This is a genomic window from Promicromonospora sp. NPDC060204, from assembly GCF_042728455.1.
Lineage (GTDB): Bacteria > Actinomycetota > Actinomycetes > Actinomycetales > Cellulomonadaceae > Promicromonospora.
Map to the genome: position 1 here is coordinate 1 of NZ_JBHWZO010000004.1, position 19083 is coordinate 19083.

Sequence of the window (19083 nt, forward strand, 5' to 3'; positions counted from 1 at the left end):
GTGCGGCTGTCCGCACCCCGCCCCTCCGTCGTCCAGCACTCAGCGCCTGTAGGCCGCCCGGCCGTAGCCGCTCATCAGCGGGCGCTCACCCTTCTTGACGAGCACCACCTGCACGGCGGTGTTGCGGTACTTGTACGACTCGGTGCCGGCGCCCGCACCGTTCTTCGCCCAGCCGAGCCAGCCGGTGCCGGCCACGTGGACGCGGTAGTAGATGTCGTACTGCTTGGCCATCTCGCCGGTGAGCCGCATCCGGTACGCGGACGTGCGGTCGGTGCGGTGATAGGTGCCCGCGACCTTGGTGTCGCCCACCCAGGACCGCCAGCCGTCGCCCTCGACCTTCGCCGACACCTGGACACCGCCCGAGTACCGCTGGCCGTTCACGTCGACGCGCACGGCGTTCAGGCGCTGCGAGGTGCTGGTGAGACCGGCGGTCGAGCCGCCGTGAACAGTCGTCTTCCAGCCCGCCGGCCGCAGGTAGGGCTGGACGGTGACCTGGTTCTGGGTCGCCTTGTCGTAGAAGGGCGCGTTCCCGGTGCCGGACGCCGTCGGTGCCTTGCCCTTGGGCAGCACCCGGATCTGAACGTCCTCGATGCCGTAGCCAAGTCCGGTGGTACCCGCCGCCTCGCCGTTCTTGGCCCAGCCGAGCCATCCGAACTTCGGCACGTACGCGCGGTACCAGACGTCGTAGAACGGAGCGTGCGGTCCGCCGGGCGTGATCCGGAAGGCCTCGAGACGGCGCTGCTCCCCGACGCTGCCGACGTAGTAGATACCGTTCTTGGACTTCGGACCGACCCATCCCCGACCCTGGACGTAGCCCTCCGTCTCGAACCAGAAGACCGCCGGCATCTCGCTCTCGGCACTGGTCGGCGGCACGAGACCTGTCGTGTACGACTCCGACGACGGGAAGGCGACCAGAGCCTGCGCCGACCTTCCCATGCCCGCCCGGCCAGTGCTCTGGCCGTCCTCGGCGGCGCAGTAGCAGTAGCTGCTCGACAACGAGGAGCCGACGGGGCTGAGGTCGTAGTTGACGTGCATCGTGTCGCGTGGCTTGACCGTGAACGGTGCCGAGGTGACCGAACGCGGGCTCATGGTGGGCCCCTGTGCCGTGATGCGGACGGAGATGCTGTGTCCGATGTCGGCCGGCGAGCTCAGATACTGCTTGCTCGTCGCGCCCTTGATGGCTGCACCGTTCCGGAGCCACTGATACGTGTAGGACGCCGATGCCGGGCTGAAGCCCTCGGCAACTGCCTCGTAGGAGCTGTTGTAGCTGGGATCGCCGTTGCTGCTCGACCAGGTCGCCCGGACCGTCGCAGACCCACCGGTGAACGGGCACGACGCGACGCAGACCCGCAGCGTGGTCGTCACGGTCGGAGCGCCGGCGAACTGCTCGTACTCGACACGGAGATCGCGATGGCCAGGGCCGATCTGGCTCTGCCGCAACACCACGTCCTTGACGCGTGTGTCGAACGTCGTCCGACCGAGCTCAGTGGCACCGTCGTACAGCACTGCCTGCCCCGCCACCGCCACGAGGTCGTCCGTCAGGGTGAGCCGGACCGTCACCAGGTCGTCGTCCGGCTGCGTGTCCGTGAGCTTCCGGGCAGTGACGGCAGGAGGGACCGTCTCGGCCCGTTCCGGCCGCGCGACGTAGACCGTCAGGCTGGTCGCGATGCCGATGAGCCCTGTTTCGTCGACCTCGGCCACCTTGACCACCTGCTGTCCCGTGGTTGTCGGGACGAACGGGATCACGGCGTGCTCGGTCGCGGGCACGGTGGTCCAGACCGCAGGCTCCGCGGTGTCGTTCGCGGCGTATCCGTACGCGAACGCGACGGTGTCCGGGGACCGGGGAGCGGCGACCGCGAAGGCACCGGCCACGCCGACACCTCCCCGGCTGGACCAGGAGGTGTAGACGGTCTCGGCACCGAGCACCGGGACGATCGACAGCTGGGCGATGGGACCACGGCGCAGCAGGAACGTGCACTCGGCCGCCGGGCCGCTCGTCCCGTCGTCGGCCAGCACGCTGACCCGCAGCGTGTTGACGGCGTTGTCGGTGAGGACGTCCGCACCGAGTGACCCGTCCACGACCTTGTCGTAGGTCTCGTACGTGCGGGTGGCGACGACGTCGTCGAGTGCGTCGAGGGCGACCACCATCACACGGCTGACCCCCGCATAGGGCTCGACGTCGAGCTCGGCGGTGAACGGCAGCTCGTCGGAGCCCTGGCGGTCGCGGACGACGGTTACCGGGTCCGCCCCGCAGGCTTGTCCGCCCACCGTGAGACCGGAGAGCGCCGGCAGGTCCACCGCCGACGCGGCGGCGGGGACAGCAGGAACCAGTACCGAGGACGCGACGAGCGCACCACCGGCGAGCACCGCAGCGGCACGTAGCGCCGCGCCCCGGAGCCCCATGGGAAAGACAGGAACAGCAACAACCACCACGGCCTCCGGTCGTCGATCGAGCGGCCCAAGACTAGGCGTCGCCACAGGCCCGACCGGACCGTTTCGAGGAAAATCACCCGTGCCCGTTCTCAGGGACGCCCGACCCTCGATCAGGGGCAATCTCCGGGGCAGCCCGGATGCCGCCGTCCCCGCGGCGCACGTACCGTCGAGAACATGAGCACACAGACCATCTACCGTCCCCGCCAGGGCCGCATGATCGGCGGCGTCTGCGCCGGCATCGCCCGCCGATTCGACTGGAACCCCACCGTGGTGCGGGTCGTCGCCGTCGCGTCGGTCCTCATCCCGGGCCCGCAGTTCCTCGCCTACCTCATCTGCTGGGCCGTCATCCCGAACGAGCGCCAGGCGGCCTGACGCCGGGCGGGGTCAGAGCGGCTGCGGGCCGGGCAGCACCACGGCGATCCCGGCGTCGGCCGCCGCGTCCCGCAGGCCGACGTAGTCGGAGCACGTGACGGCCACCTGGCTGTCGTCGGGCAGCACGAACCACTGCTTCCCGTCGCGCATCTGCACACCGACACCGCTGATCAGCGCCTTCACGGGCACCTCCACCTCCAGGACGTCACCCACCAGGGGGAACAGGTGGGCACGGCCGTCCGAGAAGGTCAGGGTCGCGTCCCCCGGCGGCACAGCGGTGGTCATCAGTACGGGAGAGAGGTCCGGGACCTCGACCCGGACCGCGAAGCCGCCGCCCGCCCGTCCGACGGGCTGCCGCCCCGACCGGTGCCACAGCACCAGGCCCCCGCAGACCAGCGCGACGAGCGCGAGGCCGCCCGCGAACGTGAGCGCCTTGTCGGGGTCGGTCAGCGCTGCGAGCACCGCCACCAGGCCGAAGATCCCGAAGCCGAGCGCGGCACCGAAGACGACGACCGTCCGCGCCCCTTTCTCGTCCGCGCGCAGGGCACGCGGGCTCACGGGCGGACGACGGCGCGCGTCCCACGGCCTCGTCGACCCACCGAGACCGTCCTCCCGAGCCGGCGCGTCCGAACCCACCACCCCGTGGAGCTGCTGCCAGCCCATCCAGCGGTGGCGCTCCTCCGTCTCCGCCCGGGCAAGGGCCGAGGAGAGGGAGATCCGCCGGAAGAAGCGGACGAACGCCCCGACCACAGGGGGCAGCACCGCGAGCAGCCAGGCGACGATCAGCACGACGTACTGCCCGGGACCCGCCTCCCACCAGAGCTGTCCCCCGGCGATCGCGACGCCGACCGTCGTCACGAAAGGGACCACCACCAGCAGGTACAGGCGGGCAACCTCTCTCCTGCGCACCCGGTCGGTGAACGCGCCGCCGACCATCAGCGTGGCGAACGGACGGTCCTCGATCCAGACGTGCGACCGCGCCCGGTACGGATGAGCCATCTCCGGGTCCGTGTCGACGTCACGCTCCTCGCCCGGGGCGAGCGGAGGCGCGGGCAGGGCCAGCACCCGGGGGTCGTCGATCGCCCACGACCAGGCCTTGCGCAGCACCCAGGCCCGGTTCCACCGGCGCCGGTACACGGCCCAGCCGGTCCAGGCGGCGGCGAGCAGGATCGCGCCCGCGAGCGCCGCCCACGGGGCGGGAGCCGCCACCGAAAGCCCCGGCAGCGCCGAGGCGGCGAGCTGCACGAGGGGCAGCAGGCCGACGAGCTGGAGGAGCACCAGGAGGCCGCCGGCGCACAGGCGGACCAGCGACAGGTCTACCTGCTCCGCACGCCAGAGGTACCCGCACGCGGCGTCGTACCAGTCCCCGAAGGTACCGGCGGGCGGGACGTCGTCCGGGTGCGGCGGGAGACTGCGATCTGGCCCGTCCGGCCGCAGCGGGACCACGCCCCAGTAGGTCGTCCGGTCCCTCGCACCCAGGGGGCCGGCCCACGCCGGCGTCCGTTGGACGTACCCCAACGCTGACCTCCCCGGTGGACCGCCACGACCGGGAGCCAGGGTACGCGTGACGCGTTCCGCCACCCTCAGGCCCGGCGGAACTGCACCCCGACGATTCCCAGGGCCGGTTCAGGGACGGTCCGGGGGATCACCGGATACCCGGCGGCCCAGGCCCCACGTACCGTCGAAGACATGACCACACAGACACTTTCCCGTCCGCGCCAGGGGCGCATGATCGCCGGTGTCTGCGCCGGCATCGCCCGCCGTTTCGGCTGGGACCCGACGCTCGTCCGGGTTCTCGCCGTCGCCTCGATCTTCATCCCGGGGCCCCAGTTCCTCGCGTACATCGCGTTCTGGATCCTCATGCCGAACGAGGACTGACCCCGCTCCCGTCTCCCCGACACGCCAGGCCCGGGTTTTTCACCCGGGCCTCTGGCGTGTCGTCGCACGTTTCTGCAAGGCTTGCAGCAAGATCCGGAAACGGCCGTGCAACGCCGCATGCGCCTCAGCCGGGACGACGCCGCAAGGAGCCGCCATGACGCGTCATCCGAACGTGCCCCGCCGCCTGCTAGCCACCCTGACGACGTTCGCCACCGCACTCACACTGGGCCTGGTCGCGAGCGCCGCCACACCCGCCGCCGAGCCCGCCCGGGCAGCGACCCCGGAGCACGGGGACGGGGACGTCATCCTGAACATGTTCCAGTGGACCTGGGACTCCGTCGCCGCGGAGTGCAGGGACGTCGTCGGGCCCGCCGGGTTCGGCTACGTGCAGGTCTCCCCGCCGATGGAGCACATCCGGGGCTCGCAGTGGTGGACGTCGTACCAGCCCGTGAGCTACAGGATCGAGTCCAAGCTGGGCACCCGCGCCGAGTTCGCGAGCATGGTCGCCGCGTGCGACGCCGCCGGGGTGGGCGTGATCGCGGACGCCGTCGTGAACCACATGGCGGGCGCCGGCCAGTCCGGCACCGGTGTGGCGGGCACGCAGTTCTCGGACGACAACTTTGCCGGGACGTACAGCGCGGCCGACTTCAACGACTGCCGCAGCAACATCTCGGACTACTCCGACCGCTACCAGGTGCAGAACTGCCGTCTGGTCTCGCTCCAGGACCTGCGCACCGGCTCCGACTACGTGCGCGGCCGGCTGGCCGCGTACTTCGACGACCTGGTGTCGCTCGGCGTCGACGGGTTCCGGATCGACGCCGCGAAGCACATCCCGGCGTCCGACCTCGCGGCGATCAAGGCCCGGATGGGCAACCCGAACGTGTTCTGGGTGCACGAGGTGATCGGCGGCGCCGGCGAGCCGATCCAGCCGTCCGAGTACCTGGGCAGCGGCGACTCGCACGAGTTCAACTACGCCCGCCAGCTCAAGTCGGACTTCGACGGGCAGATCAAGAACCTGCGGTTCATCGGCGACGGCAAGCTGCCGTACGACCGCGCGGGCGTGTTCGTGGACAACCACGACACGGAGCGCAACGGCGAGTCGATGAACTACAAGTGGGGCGCCAAGTACGTCCTGGCCAACACGTTCCTGCTGTCGTGGCCGTACGGCTCGCCGTCGGTCTACTCGGGCTACGAGTTCTCGAACAACGACGCCGGGGCGCCCGGCGCCACCGACACCACGGTCCCCGACGCGACCTGTGGTTCCGGGCGGTGGACCTGCACGCAGCGCTGGACGGAGATCCGCGGCATGGTCGGCTTCCACAACGAGGTGTCCGGCACGGAGGTCACCAACTGGTGGGACGACGGCAGCAACCTCGTCTCCTACGGCCGCGGCACCAAGGGCTACGTGGTGCTGAACAACACCGCGTCGGCCGTGCAGCGCTCGTTCCAGACGTCGCTCCCCGCCGGCACGTACTGCGACGTCGTCGCCGCATCGAACTGCTCGGTAAAGCGGACGGTGGACGGCAACGGCTGGTTCACCGCGTCGGTCCCGGCGTACGGCGCCCTGGCGATCCACGTGGGCGCACGCGGCTGACCCTCACACCCACGCACACAACGACGATCGCTGAGTGCTGGGTATTCGCCCTTTTTGCTGTGCCAGAAGGACGAATACCCAGCACTCAGCGATCGGGGCTCAGCGGAAGATCTTGCGGGCGCTGCCCAGGTCGAGGAACACCGTCTCGCCGGTCGCGTCCTGCACGCCGTCGTTGTCGGTGATCGCGTACACGCGGCGGTCCCCGCCGATCGTGAGGCCCTCGAGCTTCTCCTGCGTCCAGCCGTTGGTGGCCCGGAGCGCGGGCAGGACGTCGATCGCGAGCTTCTTGCGCAGCACCGGCACCGTCCCCGGCCGCGGGTCACGCTTCGGCAGGTCCACCGTGTACACGGCCTTGAGCTTCGCCGCGGGTCCGTTGAGCTTGTCGCGCTCGATCACGGCGAGGGTGTCGCGGTCCACGACGGTGATCTCGGACAGGCCCACCCAGTCGCCGTCGGCGGACGGCTCGGACAGCTCGTAGCCGAACCAGGTCCACTCCCCCGTCCCGACGTCGTAGCGGCCGATGCGGGCGTAGCCGCCCACACCGTCGTCGGTGGTCAGGCCCCGCTGGAGCGCGACGAACAGGTGCTCGCCGTCGCGGTCCACGGTGCCGGTCACGCCCTCGATGCCCCACTTGCCGAGGCCGGCGGCGACGTCGGCGGGCAGGCTGACGCGCTCCTGCACGCGGCCCGACGCCGAGACGCGCACCAGCGCGTTCTCCGGACCGGTCGCGCCCTCGACGCCGAGCCAGAACCCGCCCGCCTTACCGCGGACCGACGGTCGTGCCCAGATGCCCTCGGCGTCCAGGCCCACCGGCTCGCCGTTCTCCGTGACGACGATCTCGCGGTCGATCACGGCGGGGCCGTTCTTCGAACCGCGCGAGCCCGCGGTCGAGACGGAGAGGATCGACGTCGGCGACTTCGCGGCGTCGGTCACGGTCCACAGGCGGTCGCGCTCGGCCGGGTCGGCCGAGAGCGCGCCGAGGGCGGTCCAGCCGATCGGCTTCCTCGTGCCCGCGGGGGTCTTCGCGTCGGCGGACACGATCGACGGGAAGTCCGCGGCTGAGGAGTGAGCTTGCGAGCCCCGCAGAGCCGCGGCATCGAGCAGAGCTGTGCCGGCAACGTGGGCGTACCGCTGGCCCTTGCCGAACAGCGAGACCGAGGCCCGGACGCCGTCCTCGGCCGCGTCCTCCTCGGAGGAGACGACGAGCAGGTTCCGCGACGGGACCGGCAGGATCCCCTCCGGGCCGTTCGTCGTGGCCAGCACCTGCACGAACCGCGGCTTCGCCGGGCGCGACACGTCGTACACGGCCACGAAGTTGGACCGCTCCGAGCCGACGAACGCGTAGCGGACGCCGTCGAGCGTCGCGACCGCGAGGCCCTCCATCTCCACGCCCTTCTTGCCGGCGCGGTCCTCGTTGTGCAGGCCGACGCGGACGGCGAGCTCCTCCACCGAGGACCCCGCGTCCCAGACGACGTCGCCGGTCGCGGCCTCGAAGACCGTCCAGCCGCGCGTGCCGCCCTTCCAGTCGCCCTCGTTCGCGGTGGCGACGTGCTCGTCGTCGATCCAGCCGATCGCGTCGGGCTCGCGTGGGGCCGCCTCGACGGAGCCGGTCTGGTCGATCGCCCCGTCGTCCTCGGCGTCCACGCCCTCCAGCGCGACGGATCCCGCGGAGAACACGTTCTCGAGCTCGCCGGACTCGACGTCCAGCACGGCGACGCCGTTGTTCTCCTGCAGCGTCACCGCGACCCTGGTGTCGGACGGGTTGATCGAGACGTACTCGGGCTCCGGGTCCTGCGGGGTGTCCAGGCCCGCGGCCGCGAGCGCCGCCTCGTCGAGCGCGACCGGCCGGACCTGCCAGGCCGCGGGGTCGGTGCCCGGCAGGTCGACGAACTGCAGGAACCCGGCGGGAGCCTGCGGGAGGTCGCCCTCCTCGCCCTCGCCCGTGTCGGGCAGCGCGTCCTCGTCGCGCTGGTTCTCCATCGCGATGACGGCGTGAGCGCCGTCGTGCGTGACGGCGATCGAGTCGGGCTGGCCGCCCAGGTCGATCGAGCGCACCAGGGTGCGCGTCGCGAGGTCGACGACGTCGAGGCGGCCGGACGGCGCGGTGAACGACGTCGAGCTGTCGACGACGACGAGCACGTGGTCGCCGACGATCGCGACGGAGGTCGGCTCGTCGTGCTCCGAGCCGAGCTCGGCGAGCGACAGGGTGCCCAGCCCCCGCGGCTTCGCGGGGTCGCTGATGTCGACGAAGCCGATGCGGCGCGCGGCGGCGTCGGTGTGGACGAGGGTCCGGCCGTCCTCGCTGACCGCGGAGATCTCGGCGACCGTCGCGTCGGCCGGGTCCGTGCCCGCGGGGACGTTCTCGAAGACGGGGTAGGTGGCGAGGCGGTGGAACGTCTCGCGTGCGCTGGTCCCGCCGAACGATCCGGTCGATCCGGTCGATCCGGTCGATCCGGTCGATCCGGTCGATCCGGTCGATCCGGTCGGGACGTGCTGGCCGGCGGCGAAGGCCGGGAACGTGCTCAGGCCGAGCGCGAGAACCGCGCCGGAAGCGATGAAGGCCGCATGGCGGCGGTGAGGAGACACGCTCGGCACCGTCGCGCGATCCGGTGTCGGTGGGAGGACCGCGGGCTGGCCCCGGGATGTCCCGCAGGTGAACTTCCGGTCGCGCGAGCCGGGTGGTACCCGACCCGCGCGGATAGGCTCGACGGCGTGACCGTCCTTGCCGAGCTACGTGCGCTGCTGCGCCTTCCCGGGTTCCGCAAGCTGTTCGCGGTGCGCCTCGTGTCCCAGGCCGGCGACGGCATGTTCCAGGTGGGGCTCGCGAACCTCCTGTTCTTCAGCCCGGAGTCGCAGGGTTCGGCCTCCGCGATCGCGGGCGCGTTCGCGGTGATGCTGGCGCCGTTCACGATCGTGGGCCCGTTCGCCGGGGTGTTCCTGGACCGGTGGCAGCGGCGTCAGGTCCTGGTGTTCGGCAACGCGGTGCGTGTGCTGATCACCGGCACGATGGCGGTGCTCATGCTCACCCAGGGCGTCACGCCGGCGATCTACGTGCTGGGCCTCGCCGCCCTGAGCGTCAACCGGTTCCTGCTCGCCGGCCTCTCTGCGGGCCTGCCGCGCGTGGTCCAGGGCGATCTGCTGCTCACGGCCAACGCCCTCACCCCGACGCTCGGCGCGGGCGCGGCCTTCCTCGGAGGCGGCCTGAGCTTCGTGCTGAGTCTCGCGATGCCGTCCGGCCGGGTGCACGACGCCACCGCGCTGGCCTGCGCGTGCGTCGTCATGGGGTGCGCCTCGCTGCTGGGGCTGCGCATGTCGCGCACGCTGCTGGGTCCGGAGGAACCCGCCGCCGGCTCGATCCGCAACGAGCTGGCGCTGGTCGTCCGCGGTCTGGTGGACGGCGCCCGCTACCTCGCCGCCCGCCGCACCCCCGGCCAGGCGCTGCTCGTCATGGCGCTGCACCGCTTCCTGTACGGGGTGGTGTTCATCGCGTCGATCCTGATGTCCCGCAACCTGCTGGCCGACCCCGACGACCCGACCGCCGGTCTCGCGACCTTCGCGACCGTGATCGCCGCGACCGGCATCGGTGGCGGGCTCGCGATCCTGCTCACCGCCGTGCTGGCCCGGCGCATGGCCCCGCAGTCCTGGATCGCCGTGATGCTCCTGGTAGCGGGCCTCTCGCAGCTCATCCTGGTGCCCGAACCGGGCTTCGCCACGGTGGTCACGGCGGCCGGGCTGCTGGGCCTCGCGGCGCAGGGCGCCAAGATCGCCGTCGACACCATCGTGCAGCGCGACTCCGAGGACGCCTACCGCGGCCGCGCGTTCGCCTTCTACGACGTGCTCTACAACGCCGCGTTCGTGGGAGCGGCGGCCCTCGCGGCCTTCCTGGTGCCGGACGCCGGCTGGTCGCCCGGCCTCTTCGTCGCCCTCTCGGTGGGGTACGTCGCGGCGGCGCTCCTGTTCGGGATGCGTGGCACTCGCACGGCGGCGCTGGTGCGGCAACCGGTAAGCGGGTGAATTTATGGATGAGGTCCGGTCTTTTGGGGCGAACATGCCTGTTTTGCCGGTCGAACGGTGCAAGGATTGAGACTAGTTACCTACAGGGACTGGAGGTTCTAGTTCATGTCCGACGCACCCGCCGTCACACCGACGCCAACCTGGGGAGAGGTTTTCCCTTGGTTTCGTGAGGTCATGGCCGAAGACGACGCCTGGTACGTCGGCAAGGTCGACAACAAGACCGATGTCGGCGTCACACGCCTGGCCGACGCCGCGGTGACGCGGCTCAAGCCGCTCCCCGTCGGCCGGCTCTACCCCGCAGTGCGGCGGGTCGAGCGGCTCGACGACCTGACCTGGCCCAAGCACCGGCTGCTCAACGCACTGCACCGCGGCGGCTGCTTCACCGGGGACGACCTGTCGTACATGGTGATCGCCGAGATGCTCTCGTGGGAGTCGGTCGGCCCGATCATCGTCAAGCAGATCCTCGAGGTCGTGGCGCTGGAAGAGATTCGAGCCAGCTCCGCGAAGTAGTACACGTTCTATGCCTTGACGGTGGCCGGATCAGGGGTAACGGCCACCGCCAGGCGCCGGGCCGCGACGACGGCGCACGGTACGGCGGCCAGTGTCAGCATCCCCTGCAGGATCTGCACCACGGCATAGCCGACGCCGAGCATCTCGAAGGAGCCGGCAGCGGCCAGGAGGCCGAGCACGGCGACCACCGCCGCCAGCAGCGCACCGATGCGCCGCGTCGTCGGCGCCGCCCAGCCGCACAGCACGGCGGCCGCGACGACGAGCAGGCCGATCGCGGTGCTCAGGAGCAGGGATCCGATCATCCCCGGCAGCAGACCGCCGAAGGACAGCATCGAGACGACCGGGAGCAGCACACTCGTCCACAGGGTGTGGATGACGGCCCCCACCAGGACGACGACCACGCCGGCACGGCGAGCCGACCGCGGGTCGGACACGAACAGGGCGAGCAGCACCCCCGTTCCGACGACGAGCAGCACGAAGATCTCCGCCAGGGTGCCCAGGAGCAGGTCGGGGCGGGCGCCGAGCACGAGCTGCACGACCGCCGTGCCGACCTGGAGCAGCAGGTGGACGCCGACCACGACGACGGCGCCGATCAGGAGCCGCCGGGCGCGGAGCGCCGCCGATCCCAGCGCCAGCAGGACCGTTCCGGCCGTCGCCGCGTTCTCCACGACGAAGACCGCGTTGTTCACGGTGAATCCGAGGTCGAGCTCGGTGCCGGGGATCACCAGACGCAGCGGCACGGCCGTCCATGCCCCCGCGGCGAGGGCGAGGATGCTGAGCGCGGCAGGCCGTCGGCCGGCGTCGGGCAACTGGTTCATGGGGACACCATCGCAGAGACCACCGACACTCGTGATGTGCGGCACGCTGTGGATAACTCGGCCTGACGGTCCGCCCGCCGTGGAACCATGGACGGGTGCCCACGCCGATCCCCGCTCCCCGCGTTCTCCCCGCAGCCATCAGGCTGCTGGTGGGCAGCGGCGCGTTCCAGCGTGGCGAGGACTACCAGCAGCAGGGCCGGGTCATCTCGTGGGAATGGCTGCCGGACGACCTGCTGCTCATCTCTTGGGTGCGCGGCAGCGGCCGCAGCACGTACTCGTGCTCCATCGAGTTCAAGGCGAACCCGCCCGGCCCGCCGGTCGTCGTCGGCTCGGACTGCACCTGCCCGGTCCGGTCCGCCTGCAAGCACGTGGCGGCGACGCTCCTCGAGTCCGGGACGGACGGTCTGGCCTCGATGGTCCGGCCCGCCTCGTCGCTGAACCGGGCCCCGCAGGTGCCGGAGTGGAAGGCGGTCGTCCAGCAGCTCGTGCCCACGGCGCCGGCGACCCCGCCGGCCGGTCCGCCGACCGACACCGAGACGACGCTGGCGTTGCAGCTGCGGATCGACGGCTCCGCCGCCGCACACACCCTGTCCCTGTCGATGCGGCCGGTGCAGCGCAACGACCGCGGAGCCTGGGTCGGCGGCAACGCCTCGTGGAGCTACATCCGCAACGGTTTCCTCCGCGGCGTCGACCCCGCCGTCCGGGAGTGGTTCACCACGCTCGACGCCCTGCGCGCGACGAGCCCGCGCGGCTACGGGTACCTCAGCACGGGCGACTGGATCAGCCTGGACGACGTGCTGCCCCGCCCGTTCTGGCACCATCTCGCAGACGCCGCCGAGCTCGGGATCGAGCTCGTCGGCAAGTCGAGGCGCGAGTCGGTGCGCCTGGCCCACGAGGCATCCGTGGCGCTGGACCTCTCGCTGCCCGACGGCGGCGCGCGCCTCGAGCGGACCGTCGCCTTCGACGGCGTGGTCACGGGCACGGCGTCGGTCGGGCCGCTCGGCCATCACGGCCTGTTCGCGGTGGAGGAGTCCTCCTCGGGCCGCACCATCACCCTCGGTCCGACGGCGGCGCTGCTCACCGACCAGGAGCGCGCCGCGGTCCACCTGGCCGACGTCGCGATCCCGGCCGACGCGGTCGACGAGTTCCTCGCGGACTACCTGCCGCTCCTGCGCCGTGAGGTGCGGGTCCGGGCGGACGCCGGCGTCGAGCTGCCGGAGCTCCCCCGTCCGGAGCTCGTCGTGTCCGTCGAGGCGGTCTCGGCGGCGGAGGTCCGGGTGACGTGGCGGTGGGCGTATCCACCGTCGGACAAGGAGTACCCGCTGACCACGGCGCTGGAACCGGGTTCCGACCTGCGCGATCTCGCGGCGGAGGCCGCGACCCTCGGCCGGGCCGTCGCCGCGGTGCGCGAGGTGCCCGGCTTCGGCCACTTCCGGGTGGCACCCGAGGTGTTCCGTGGGCTGCAGGCGATGGACTTCGCCACCACGGCGCTGCCCGCGCTCCGCGCCCTGCCGGACGTTCGGGTGGAGAGCGACGAGCTGCCCGAGTACCACGGCCTGGAGGCCGCACCCGTCGTCAGCATGCGCGCCACCGACAGCGGCGACATGGACTGGTTCGAGCTGGGTGTCACCGTCACGGTCAACGGGCGCGAGATCCCGTTCGGGTCGCTGTTCGACGCGCTGGCCCGCAACCAGAAGCGGTTCATGCTGACCGACGGCACCTGGCTGCGTACCGACCTGCCGGTGTTCGCGCAGCTCCGGGCCCTGATCGAGGAGGCGCAACGACTCTCCGACCAGCCGGGCAAGCTGCGGATCAGCCGGTTCAACGCCGGCCTGTGGGCCGAGCTGGAGGACGTCGCCGACGTCGTCGAGCAGTCCGACCGGTGGCGGCGCTCGGTGAGCGACCTGGTCGCGCTGACCGCCGACGGCGTCGACGGGCCGGAGCCGCTGCCGCCGCCCGTCGGCCTCAAGGCCGAGCTGCGGCCGTACCAGCAGCACGGTTTCGAGTGGCTCACCTTCCTGTGGCGGCACGGGCTGGGCGGGATCCTCGCCGACGACATGGGGCTGGGCAAGACCATCCAGACCCTCGCGTTTGTCGCCCAGGCCCGCCAGGAGGGCGCCCGGCCCCCGTTCCTCGTGATCGCGCCGGCCTCGGTGGTGAGCAACTGGGCCGCCGAGGCCGCGCGCTTCACCCCGGACCTCAAGGTGGTGACACTCCCGACGACCGCGCGGAAGGCAGGCACCTCGGTGGCGGACGTCGCCGCGGGGGCCGACATCGTCGTGACGTCGTACGCGATCTTCCGGCTGGACTTCGACGCGTTCGCAGAGGTCGAATGGAGCGGCCTCATCCTCGACGAGGCGCAGTTCGCGAAGAACCACCAGACGCGCGCCAACGAGTCCGCACGCCGCCTGCGGACGCCGTTCAAGCTGGCCATCACCGGCACCCCCATGGAGAACAACCTCATGGAGCTGTGGGCGATGCTCGCGATCGTCGCGCCGGGGCTGTACGGGTCGGCAATGAAGTTCCGGGAGGACTACGTCAAGCCGGTCGCGGGCGAGGGCGACTCGGGGCCGCTGCTGAACCGGCTCCGCCGTCGGATCAAGCCGCTCATGCTGCGCCGGACCAAGGGCCAGGTGGCGCCCGAGCTGCCCGAACGGCAGGAGCAGGTGCTCCGCGTCACGCTCGACCCCCGGCACCGCCGGATCTACGACACCCACCTGCAGCGCGAACGGTCCCGCCTGCTGGGTCTGCTGGACAGCTTCGACGAGAACCGGGTGGCGGTGTTCCGCGCGCTGACCACCCTGCGGCGCCTGGCGCTGGACGCCTCGCTGGTGGACCCGGAGTACGAGGGTGTTGGGTCGGCCAAGCTGGACCTGCTCGCGGAGCAGCTGGCGGAGGTCGCGGCGGAGGGTCACCGCGCGCTGGTGTTCTCCCAGTTCACGTCGTTCCTGACCAAGGCGGCCGAGGTGTGCCAGGATCTGGAGATCCCGTACGAGTACCTGGACGGGTCCACGCGGCGGAGGCCGGAGGTGATCGGCCGGTTCAAGGACGGTTCGGCGCCGGTGTTCCTGATCAGCCTCAAGGCCGGCGGGTTCGGGCTCAACCTGACGGAGGCCGACTACGTCTACCTTCTCGACCCGTGGTGGAACCCGGCGACGGAGGCGCAGGCGATCGACCGGACGCACCGCATCGGGCAGACGCAGAACGTGATGGTGTTCCGGCTGGTGTCCGAGAACACGATCGAGGACAAGGTGATGGCGCTCAAGGAGCGCAAGGCCCGGCTGTTCGACGCGGTGCTGAGCGACGACGCGGGCGCGTTCGCGGGGGCGCTGGGAGCGGAGGACATCCGGGGGCTGCTCGAGGGCTGAGCCCTGGTGCCCTGTCCCGCTCCACGGCTCTGACCGGTACGTTTGCCCCCGTGACTCCCGTTGCCGACCTGATCGGGGCTGTCGCCAGCCTCCTGTGGCCCTTGCTCGTCATCGTCGTGCTGCTGGTGTTCGGCCGACAGCTCCTGTCGAAGCTGCGCAACTCCGACGACGTCACACTCGAGATCGGCGGGCAGCGGCTCAACCTCAAGCAGGCGACGGACCAGCAGTCCGACATGATCACCGATCTGCAACGCGAGGTGGCGCTGCTGAAGCGGCAGCTCGACGGCGTCGTGCCGAACACCGAGACCCGGGCCACCGGGCAGTCCCAGGGTGCGACCCCGCATCCCGACGAGACCGCCTGGATGTCGCAGGAACAGGAGCGACGGGTCACGGTCCCCGCGAGCCTCCCGATCCTCTGGGTCGACGACCACCCCGAGAACAACGCGATGGTCACGGAGTCGTGGCGGCGCGAGGGCGCCGAGGTCGACACCGCGCGCTCGACGGCCGAGGCGATGCGCCTTCTCGGGAGTCGCCGGTACGGGCTGGTGATCTCGGACATGGGCCGACACGAGTCCGGCGTCGACGTGCCCGACGCCGGACTCCGCTTTCTCGCCGAGGTTCGCGCGGCGGACGCTCACCTGCCGTTCGTTCTCTACGGGAACGTCGAACCCGTCTCCGACGTGGCGCGAGCTGCGGGCGCGACCCTGGTGACGGGCTCGACGTTCGAGCTGGTCGACTTCGCGAGCAAGCTGGGAATGCTCCAGGGCGTCTGACGCCCGGCCGCTCGGTGTCAGCTCCCGGTCTTGGTGGCACGGTTCCGCGTCGACGCGAGCGCCCATGCGACGAGGAGCGGCTGACCGAGGAGCCGCAGGGCGCGCTTGCGATCCGTGTTCAGCCCGAACCCGTCTCGACGCCCCGCGTACTGCGCGACATTCCCGGGGAAGACCGCGACGAAGAACGCGGCGACCAGCGCCCCCAACCGACGTCGGACAGGCTGCTTCCAGGTGGCCACCAGGGCGGTGCCGAGGCCGATCTCGACAATGCCGGACCCGACCACGACGGTGTCGGGATCGGCCGGGAACCAGCTGGGTACCTGGGCCTGAAACTCCTTGCGGGCCGTGGTCAGGTGGCTGATGCCGGCCGTGAGCAGTGCGGCGCCAAGAGCGACCTGGCCGATACCGCGGAGGACGGAGGAGGTGGATGCCATGGGGTCCATCCTGGACTCCACGCTGCGACCGGGCATCCCACACGGGGGATCCGACGCTTGACAGTTCGTGCTGGTCACCGCGGTGTGGTGCAGCTGCGCCCCAGCATGCTCATGGCTTCCCCCAGCCGATGAGATCTGGTGAGGTGTGCACATGGAATCTGCGTTCGAGAAGGCATTGCGCCCACGCATCATCTCCTGGGTTCAGGAGCGCGCCGAGGCGAACGGCGGCTTTCTCAATCGCGCCGAACTGCTCGACTTCCACATCGACGGCCAGAAGCTCCCGATCATCGACTACTCGCGAGGAATCCGAAATCCCGCGTCATTCGAGTCCACTCTGTCCATCGTCAGTGCCACCGACGGGCCCTACGACGACACCGAGTCCGAAGATGGTCTCCTCCACTATGCCTACCGCGAGGGAGACCCCTGGTCGGGCGACAATCGAAAGCTCCGCAACGCGATGGCCACGGGCGCTCCGCTGATCCTGTTCCGGAAGGAGGTGCCCAACATTTACACGCCTGTGGCCCCGGTCTACGTCGTCGAGGATTATCCGGAGGAGCGCACCTTCATCATCGCTCTCGACGAGTCCTTCAACTTTGTGCACGACGTACGACACATGCCGGAGCCTGAGCGAATCTACGCACTGCGACTCGCGAAGGAGCGACTGCATCAGCCGGCCTTTCGCACGCGCGTCATCATCGCGTACGGCACGCAGTGCGCGATCTGCGAGTTGAAGTACGGATCGCTGCTCGACGCAGCGCACATCATCCCGGATTCACATGAGCGTGGAGTCCCCACGGTGAACAACGGCCTCGCGCTGTGCAAGATCCACCACGCTGCGTACGACCAGAACATGCTCGGTGTGACGCCGGACTACGAGGTGCGCATCTCCCGCGACCTCCTGGAAAAGGTCGATGGACCGATGCTGAGGCACGGGTTGCAGGAGATGCACGGCCGGACCATCCAACTTCCGCAGCGCCGTGCCGACCGTCCGAGCGCCGAATTCCTGGCATGGCGATACGAGCAGTTCGGGGTCGGTGCCGAACCTTCAGCTTGACCGGCTGAATTAGTGGCTTTCAGGGCAGGCGCTCAGCGCCCGAAGTGAGCGTCCTGACGCGCGCGTGTTTAGTTCCGGAGGAGCGCCTGGAGCTCGCCGATCCGGACCTGTGTGGTGGCCGGCTGCGCCGTGAAGGGGATCTCGCCGCCCTGCCCACCACTGCTCTGCCATTCGACGCCCCAGTAGGCCGTACCCGTGAGTGTGAGGGTGCCCGGGCTGCTGTTGAGGTCGGCACCGAATCCGCAGGTGGGCGAGGGCTCCGCGCTGTTGCGACCGTCGTACGGCGTGCCTGGAGCGTTGGCCCCGTCACAGGAGATGGCGCCAATCGTGGTGCCGTTCGCCGACGTCAGGGTCCACTCGACACGATCGAGAGTGCCCGTGGCCGTGACGGTCAGGCCACCACCACCTGCGGAACGCGTGATCGGGCCGATCGTGTTCTCGGCGCGATTCGCGATCCACAACCAAATGGGCAGGCCGATGGTCCCGACCGCATCTGGGTTGCTGGCGGACGCCGGCGGGGTGGAACCGATCTGACCCATGGAGAGATTCATGGCGGCTACGGCGCGCTGGGCGAGCTCCTCAGCACTGGGGCCAACGGGTTCGGCTGGGTCGGCAGACCAGTTATAGGCATGGCCCTCGCATCCTTCAAGGTCACCAGCCACATCCACGCACCACGACGGGGTGCACTCAAGAACGAATCCGTCTCCAGGTTCGTGACCTTCCCACGCCGGGTCGCCAGCAGGGGGCTGGGGACTTGCATTCCGCACATAGCAATCGCCGTTCCATGCACCGTACTCATTGCTACATGGCACTACCTCGCCGAGATCGCGGCACACTTGTGGGCCACCACCGCCACCGCCATCACCCCCGCCATCACCCCCGCCAGTGTCGCCACCACCTTCTTCACACGGAATTACGACACCGTCCGGAAGCGTCGTAGGTACGCATTCGTCCGCCGTTGCAGTCACTACAGGCACAAGCATGGCTAGCCCGGCCGTCAGTATCGCGATTGACGCGGCCAGGACTCTTCCAACAATCCGCGTCTGCGAGATCAGCATGCCTGCTCCGGGTGTGGGTCCTGCTCATTGACCGTCCAGTAACTGTCATGTCCCTGGTGCCGCATCACATAATTGAACTGGTACCTGGTAGGAGCCCCGGCAGCTCGAGGGATTTCGTCGCCATCCTGCGAGAAATTTCGTACATCGCCGAAGTCGATACAAGCGTCGAGATGCACCTCTTCGTTGCCTACGTCCGACGTCTTGTACTCAGTCACATTCATCGAGCCGATCGATGCTGCACCCGTTGTGTAGTCGCCCGATGCTGCCGATTCTGTATACGCGGCCCGGAGCGATGCTCGCAGTGCTGGGTGCCCCCAAAATGGCCTGAGTTGCTTGTCCCAGTCCTTGTAACTGTTGTTCGCTACCTGGGCTGTCGTCTCGTAGTACTCCGTCAGCCGCGCCTTCGCGTCTGCGATGTTCTTGGCCTTGATCTGCTCCGGCGTCGTGGGTGACGCGGACGGCTCTGGAGCCGGCGTCGCGGAAGGACTCGCGGAAGCCGGCGCCGAAGGGGACGATGATCCCGGTCCGGGGATCGCACCCTGGACCGTCTCCGGCTCGAACACACCCGACCGCACGACCGCGAATGCCGCCACCGCTATGACTGCGACCCCGATGAGGACGGCGATGGTGCGCTTGGGCGTGATGGCGGACGAGACCATCGGCGACTCCCTCAACTTCGGGCACAACTCAGTGAACACGGCCGGAACAAGGGTGCGCTACATCCGTCTTCCCGGCAAGGCGCCTCCGTGATAATTCACAACATCTCGCCAACACTGG

General features: G+C 70.1%; 15 protein-coding genes. 8 read left to right on the forward strand and 7 right to left on the reverse strand.

Features of this window, described 5'->3' with window-relative positions; genetic code table 11:
* Positions 1-39: 39 nt before the first annotated feature.
* On the reverse strand, positions 40-2403 hold the full coding sequence (locus tag ACFWEJ_RS00960) for a hypothetical protein (RefSeq protein WP_377227326.1): 2364 nt from the start codon (positions 2401-2403) through the stop codon (positions 40-42).
* Between the two features lie 204 nt (positions 2404-2607).
* Here ACFWEJ_RS00960 and ACFWEJ_RS00965 point away from each other — a divergent pair, with 204 nt between their 5' ends.
* Positions 2608-2805 (forward strand): PspC domain-containing protein, encoded by a 198-nt coding sequence (locus ACFWEJ_RS00965; RefSeq protein ID WP_377227327.1) that lies wholly within the window; start codon positions 2608-2610, stop codon positions 2803-2805.
* A gap of 12 nt (positions 2806-2817) precedes the next feature.
* Here the strand turns inward: ACFWEJ_RS00965 and ACFWEJ_RS00970 are convergent, their stop codons facing one another.
* Complete coding sequence (locus ACFWEJ_RS00970) at positions 2818-4323, reverse strand: hypothetical protein (RefSeq protein ID WP_377227328.1); 1506 nt, start codon at positions 4321-4323, stop codon at positions 2818-2820.
* 171 nt (positions 4324-4494) lie between these two features.
* Here ACFWEJ_RS00970 and ACFWEJ_RS00975 point away from each other — a divergent pair, with 171 nt between their 5' ends.
* Positions 4495-4683 carry a PspC domain-containing protein gene (locus tag ACFWEJ_RS00975; protein WP_285100509.1) on the forward strand — a complete coding sequence of 63 codons (189 nt, stop codon included), beginning with the start codon at positions 4495-4497 and terminating at the stop codon, positions 4681-4683.
* 154 nt (positions 4684-4837) lie between these two features.
* Positions 4838-6277, forward strand: coding sequence for an alpha-amylase family protein (locus ACFWEJ_RS00980; RefSeq protein WP_377227329.1), 1440 nt, complete (start codon positions 4838-4840; stop codon positions 6275-6277).
* Positions 6278-6376: 99 nt separating this feature from the next.
* On the opposite strand, the gene ACFWEJ_RS00985 is transcribed toward ACFWEJ_RS00980, so the two are convergent.
* Entirely contained in the window at positions 6377-8863 is a 2487-nt protein-coding gene (locus ACFWEJ_RS00985; protein ID WP_377227330.1) for an esterase-like activity of phytase family protein, read from the reverse strand.
* Between the two features lie 126 nt (positions 8864-8989).
* On the opposite strand from ACFWEJ_RS00985, the gene ACFWEJ_RS00990 reads away from it, so the two are divergent.
* Complete coding sequence (locus tag ACFWEJ_RS00990) at positions 8990-10291, forward strand: MFS transporter (RefSeq protein ID WP_377227331.1); 1302 nt, start codon at positions 8990-8992, stop codon at positions 10289-10291.
* A gap of 174 nt (positions 10292-10465) precedes the next feature.
* On the forward strand, positions 10466-10801 hold the full coding sequence (locus tag ACFWEJ_RS00995; protein ID WP_377227332.1) for a hypothetical protein: 336 nt from the start codon (positions 10466-10468) through the stop codon (positions 10799-10801).
* Positions 10802-10809: 8 nt separating this feature from the next.
* Here the strand turns inward: ACFWEJ_RS00995 and ACFWEJ_RS01000 are convergent, their stop codons facing one another.
* Positions 10810-11619 (reverse strand): hypothetical protein, encoded by an 810-nt coding sequence (locus ACFWEJ_RS01000; protein ID WP_377227333.1) that lies wholly within the window; start codon positions 11617-11619, stop codon positions 10810-10812.
* A 95-nt stretch (positions 11620-11714) separates the two neighbouring features.
* Between ACFWEJ_RS01000 and ACFWEJ_RS01005 the strand changes: the two genes are divergently transcribed.
* Both ACFWEJ_RS01005 and ACFWEJ_RS01010 read left to right on the forward strand, forming a co-directional pair.
* A complete protein-coding gene (locus ACFWEJ_RS01005) occupies positions 11715-14987 on the forward strand; it encodes an SNF2-related protein (RefSeq protein ID WP_377227334.1) in 3273 nt (1090 codons plus the stop codon).
* Between the two features lie 50 nt (positions 14988-15037).
* Positions 15038-15760 carry a response regulator gene (locus ACFWEJ_RS01010; protein ID WP_377227335.1) on the forward strand — a complete coding sequence of 241 codons (723 nt, stop codon included), beginning with the start codon at positions 15038-15040 and terminating at the stop codon, positions 15758-15760.
* A 17-nt stretch (positions 15761-15777) separates the two neighbouring features.
* Here the strand turns inward: ACFWEJ_RS01010 and ACFWEJ_RS01015 are convergent, their stop codons facing one another.
* Complete coding sequence (locus ACFWEJ_RS01015) at positions 15778-16194, reverse strand: hypothetical protein (RefSeq protein ID WP_377227336.1); 417 nt, start codon at positions 16192-16194, stop codon at positions 15778-15780.
* Between the two features lie 151 nt (positions 16195-16345).
* Here ACFWEJ_RS01015 and ACFWEJ_RS01020 point away from each other — a divergent pair, with 151 nt between their 5' ends.
* Positions 16346-17248, forward strand: a complete 903-nt coding sequence (locus ACFWEJ_RS01020; RefSeq protein ID WP_377227337.1) for an HNH endonuclease — start codon at positions 16346-16348, stop codon at positions 17246-17248.
* Between the two features lie 68 nt (positions 17249-17316).
* Here the strand turns inward: ACFWEJ_RS01020 and ACFWEJ_RS01025 are convergent, their stop codons facing one another.
* Positions 17317-17787: a hypothetical protein gene (locus tag ACFWEJ_RS01025; RefSeq protein WP_377227338.1), complete on the reverse strand. Its 471-nt coding sequence runs from the start codon at positions 17785-17787 to the stop codon at positions 17317-17319.
* A 512-nt stretch (positions 17788-18299) separates the two neighbouring features.
* Positions 18300-18965, reverse strand: a complete 666-nt coding sequence (locus ACFWEJ_RS01030) for a hypothetical protein (protein ID WP_377227339.1) — start codon at positions 18963-18965, stop codon at positions 18300-18302.
* Positions 18966-19083 lie beyond the last annotated feature (118 nt).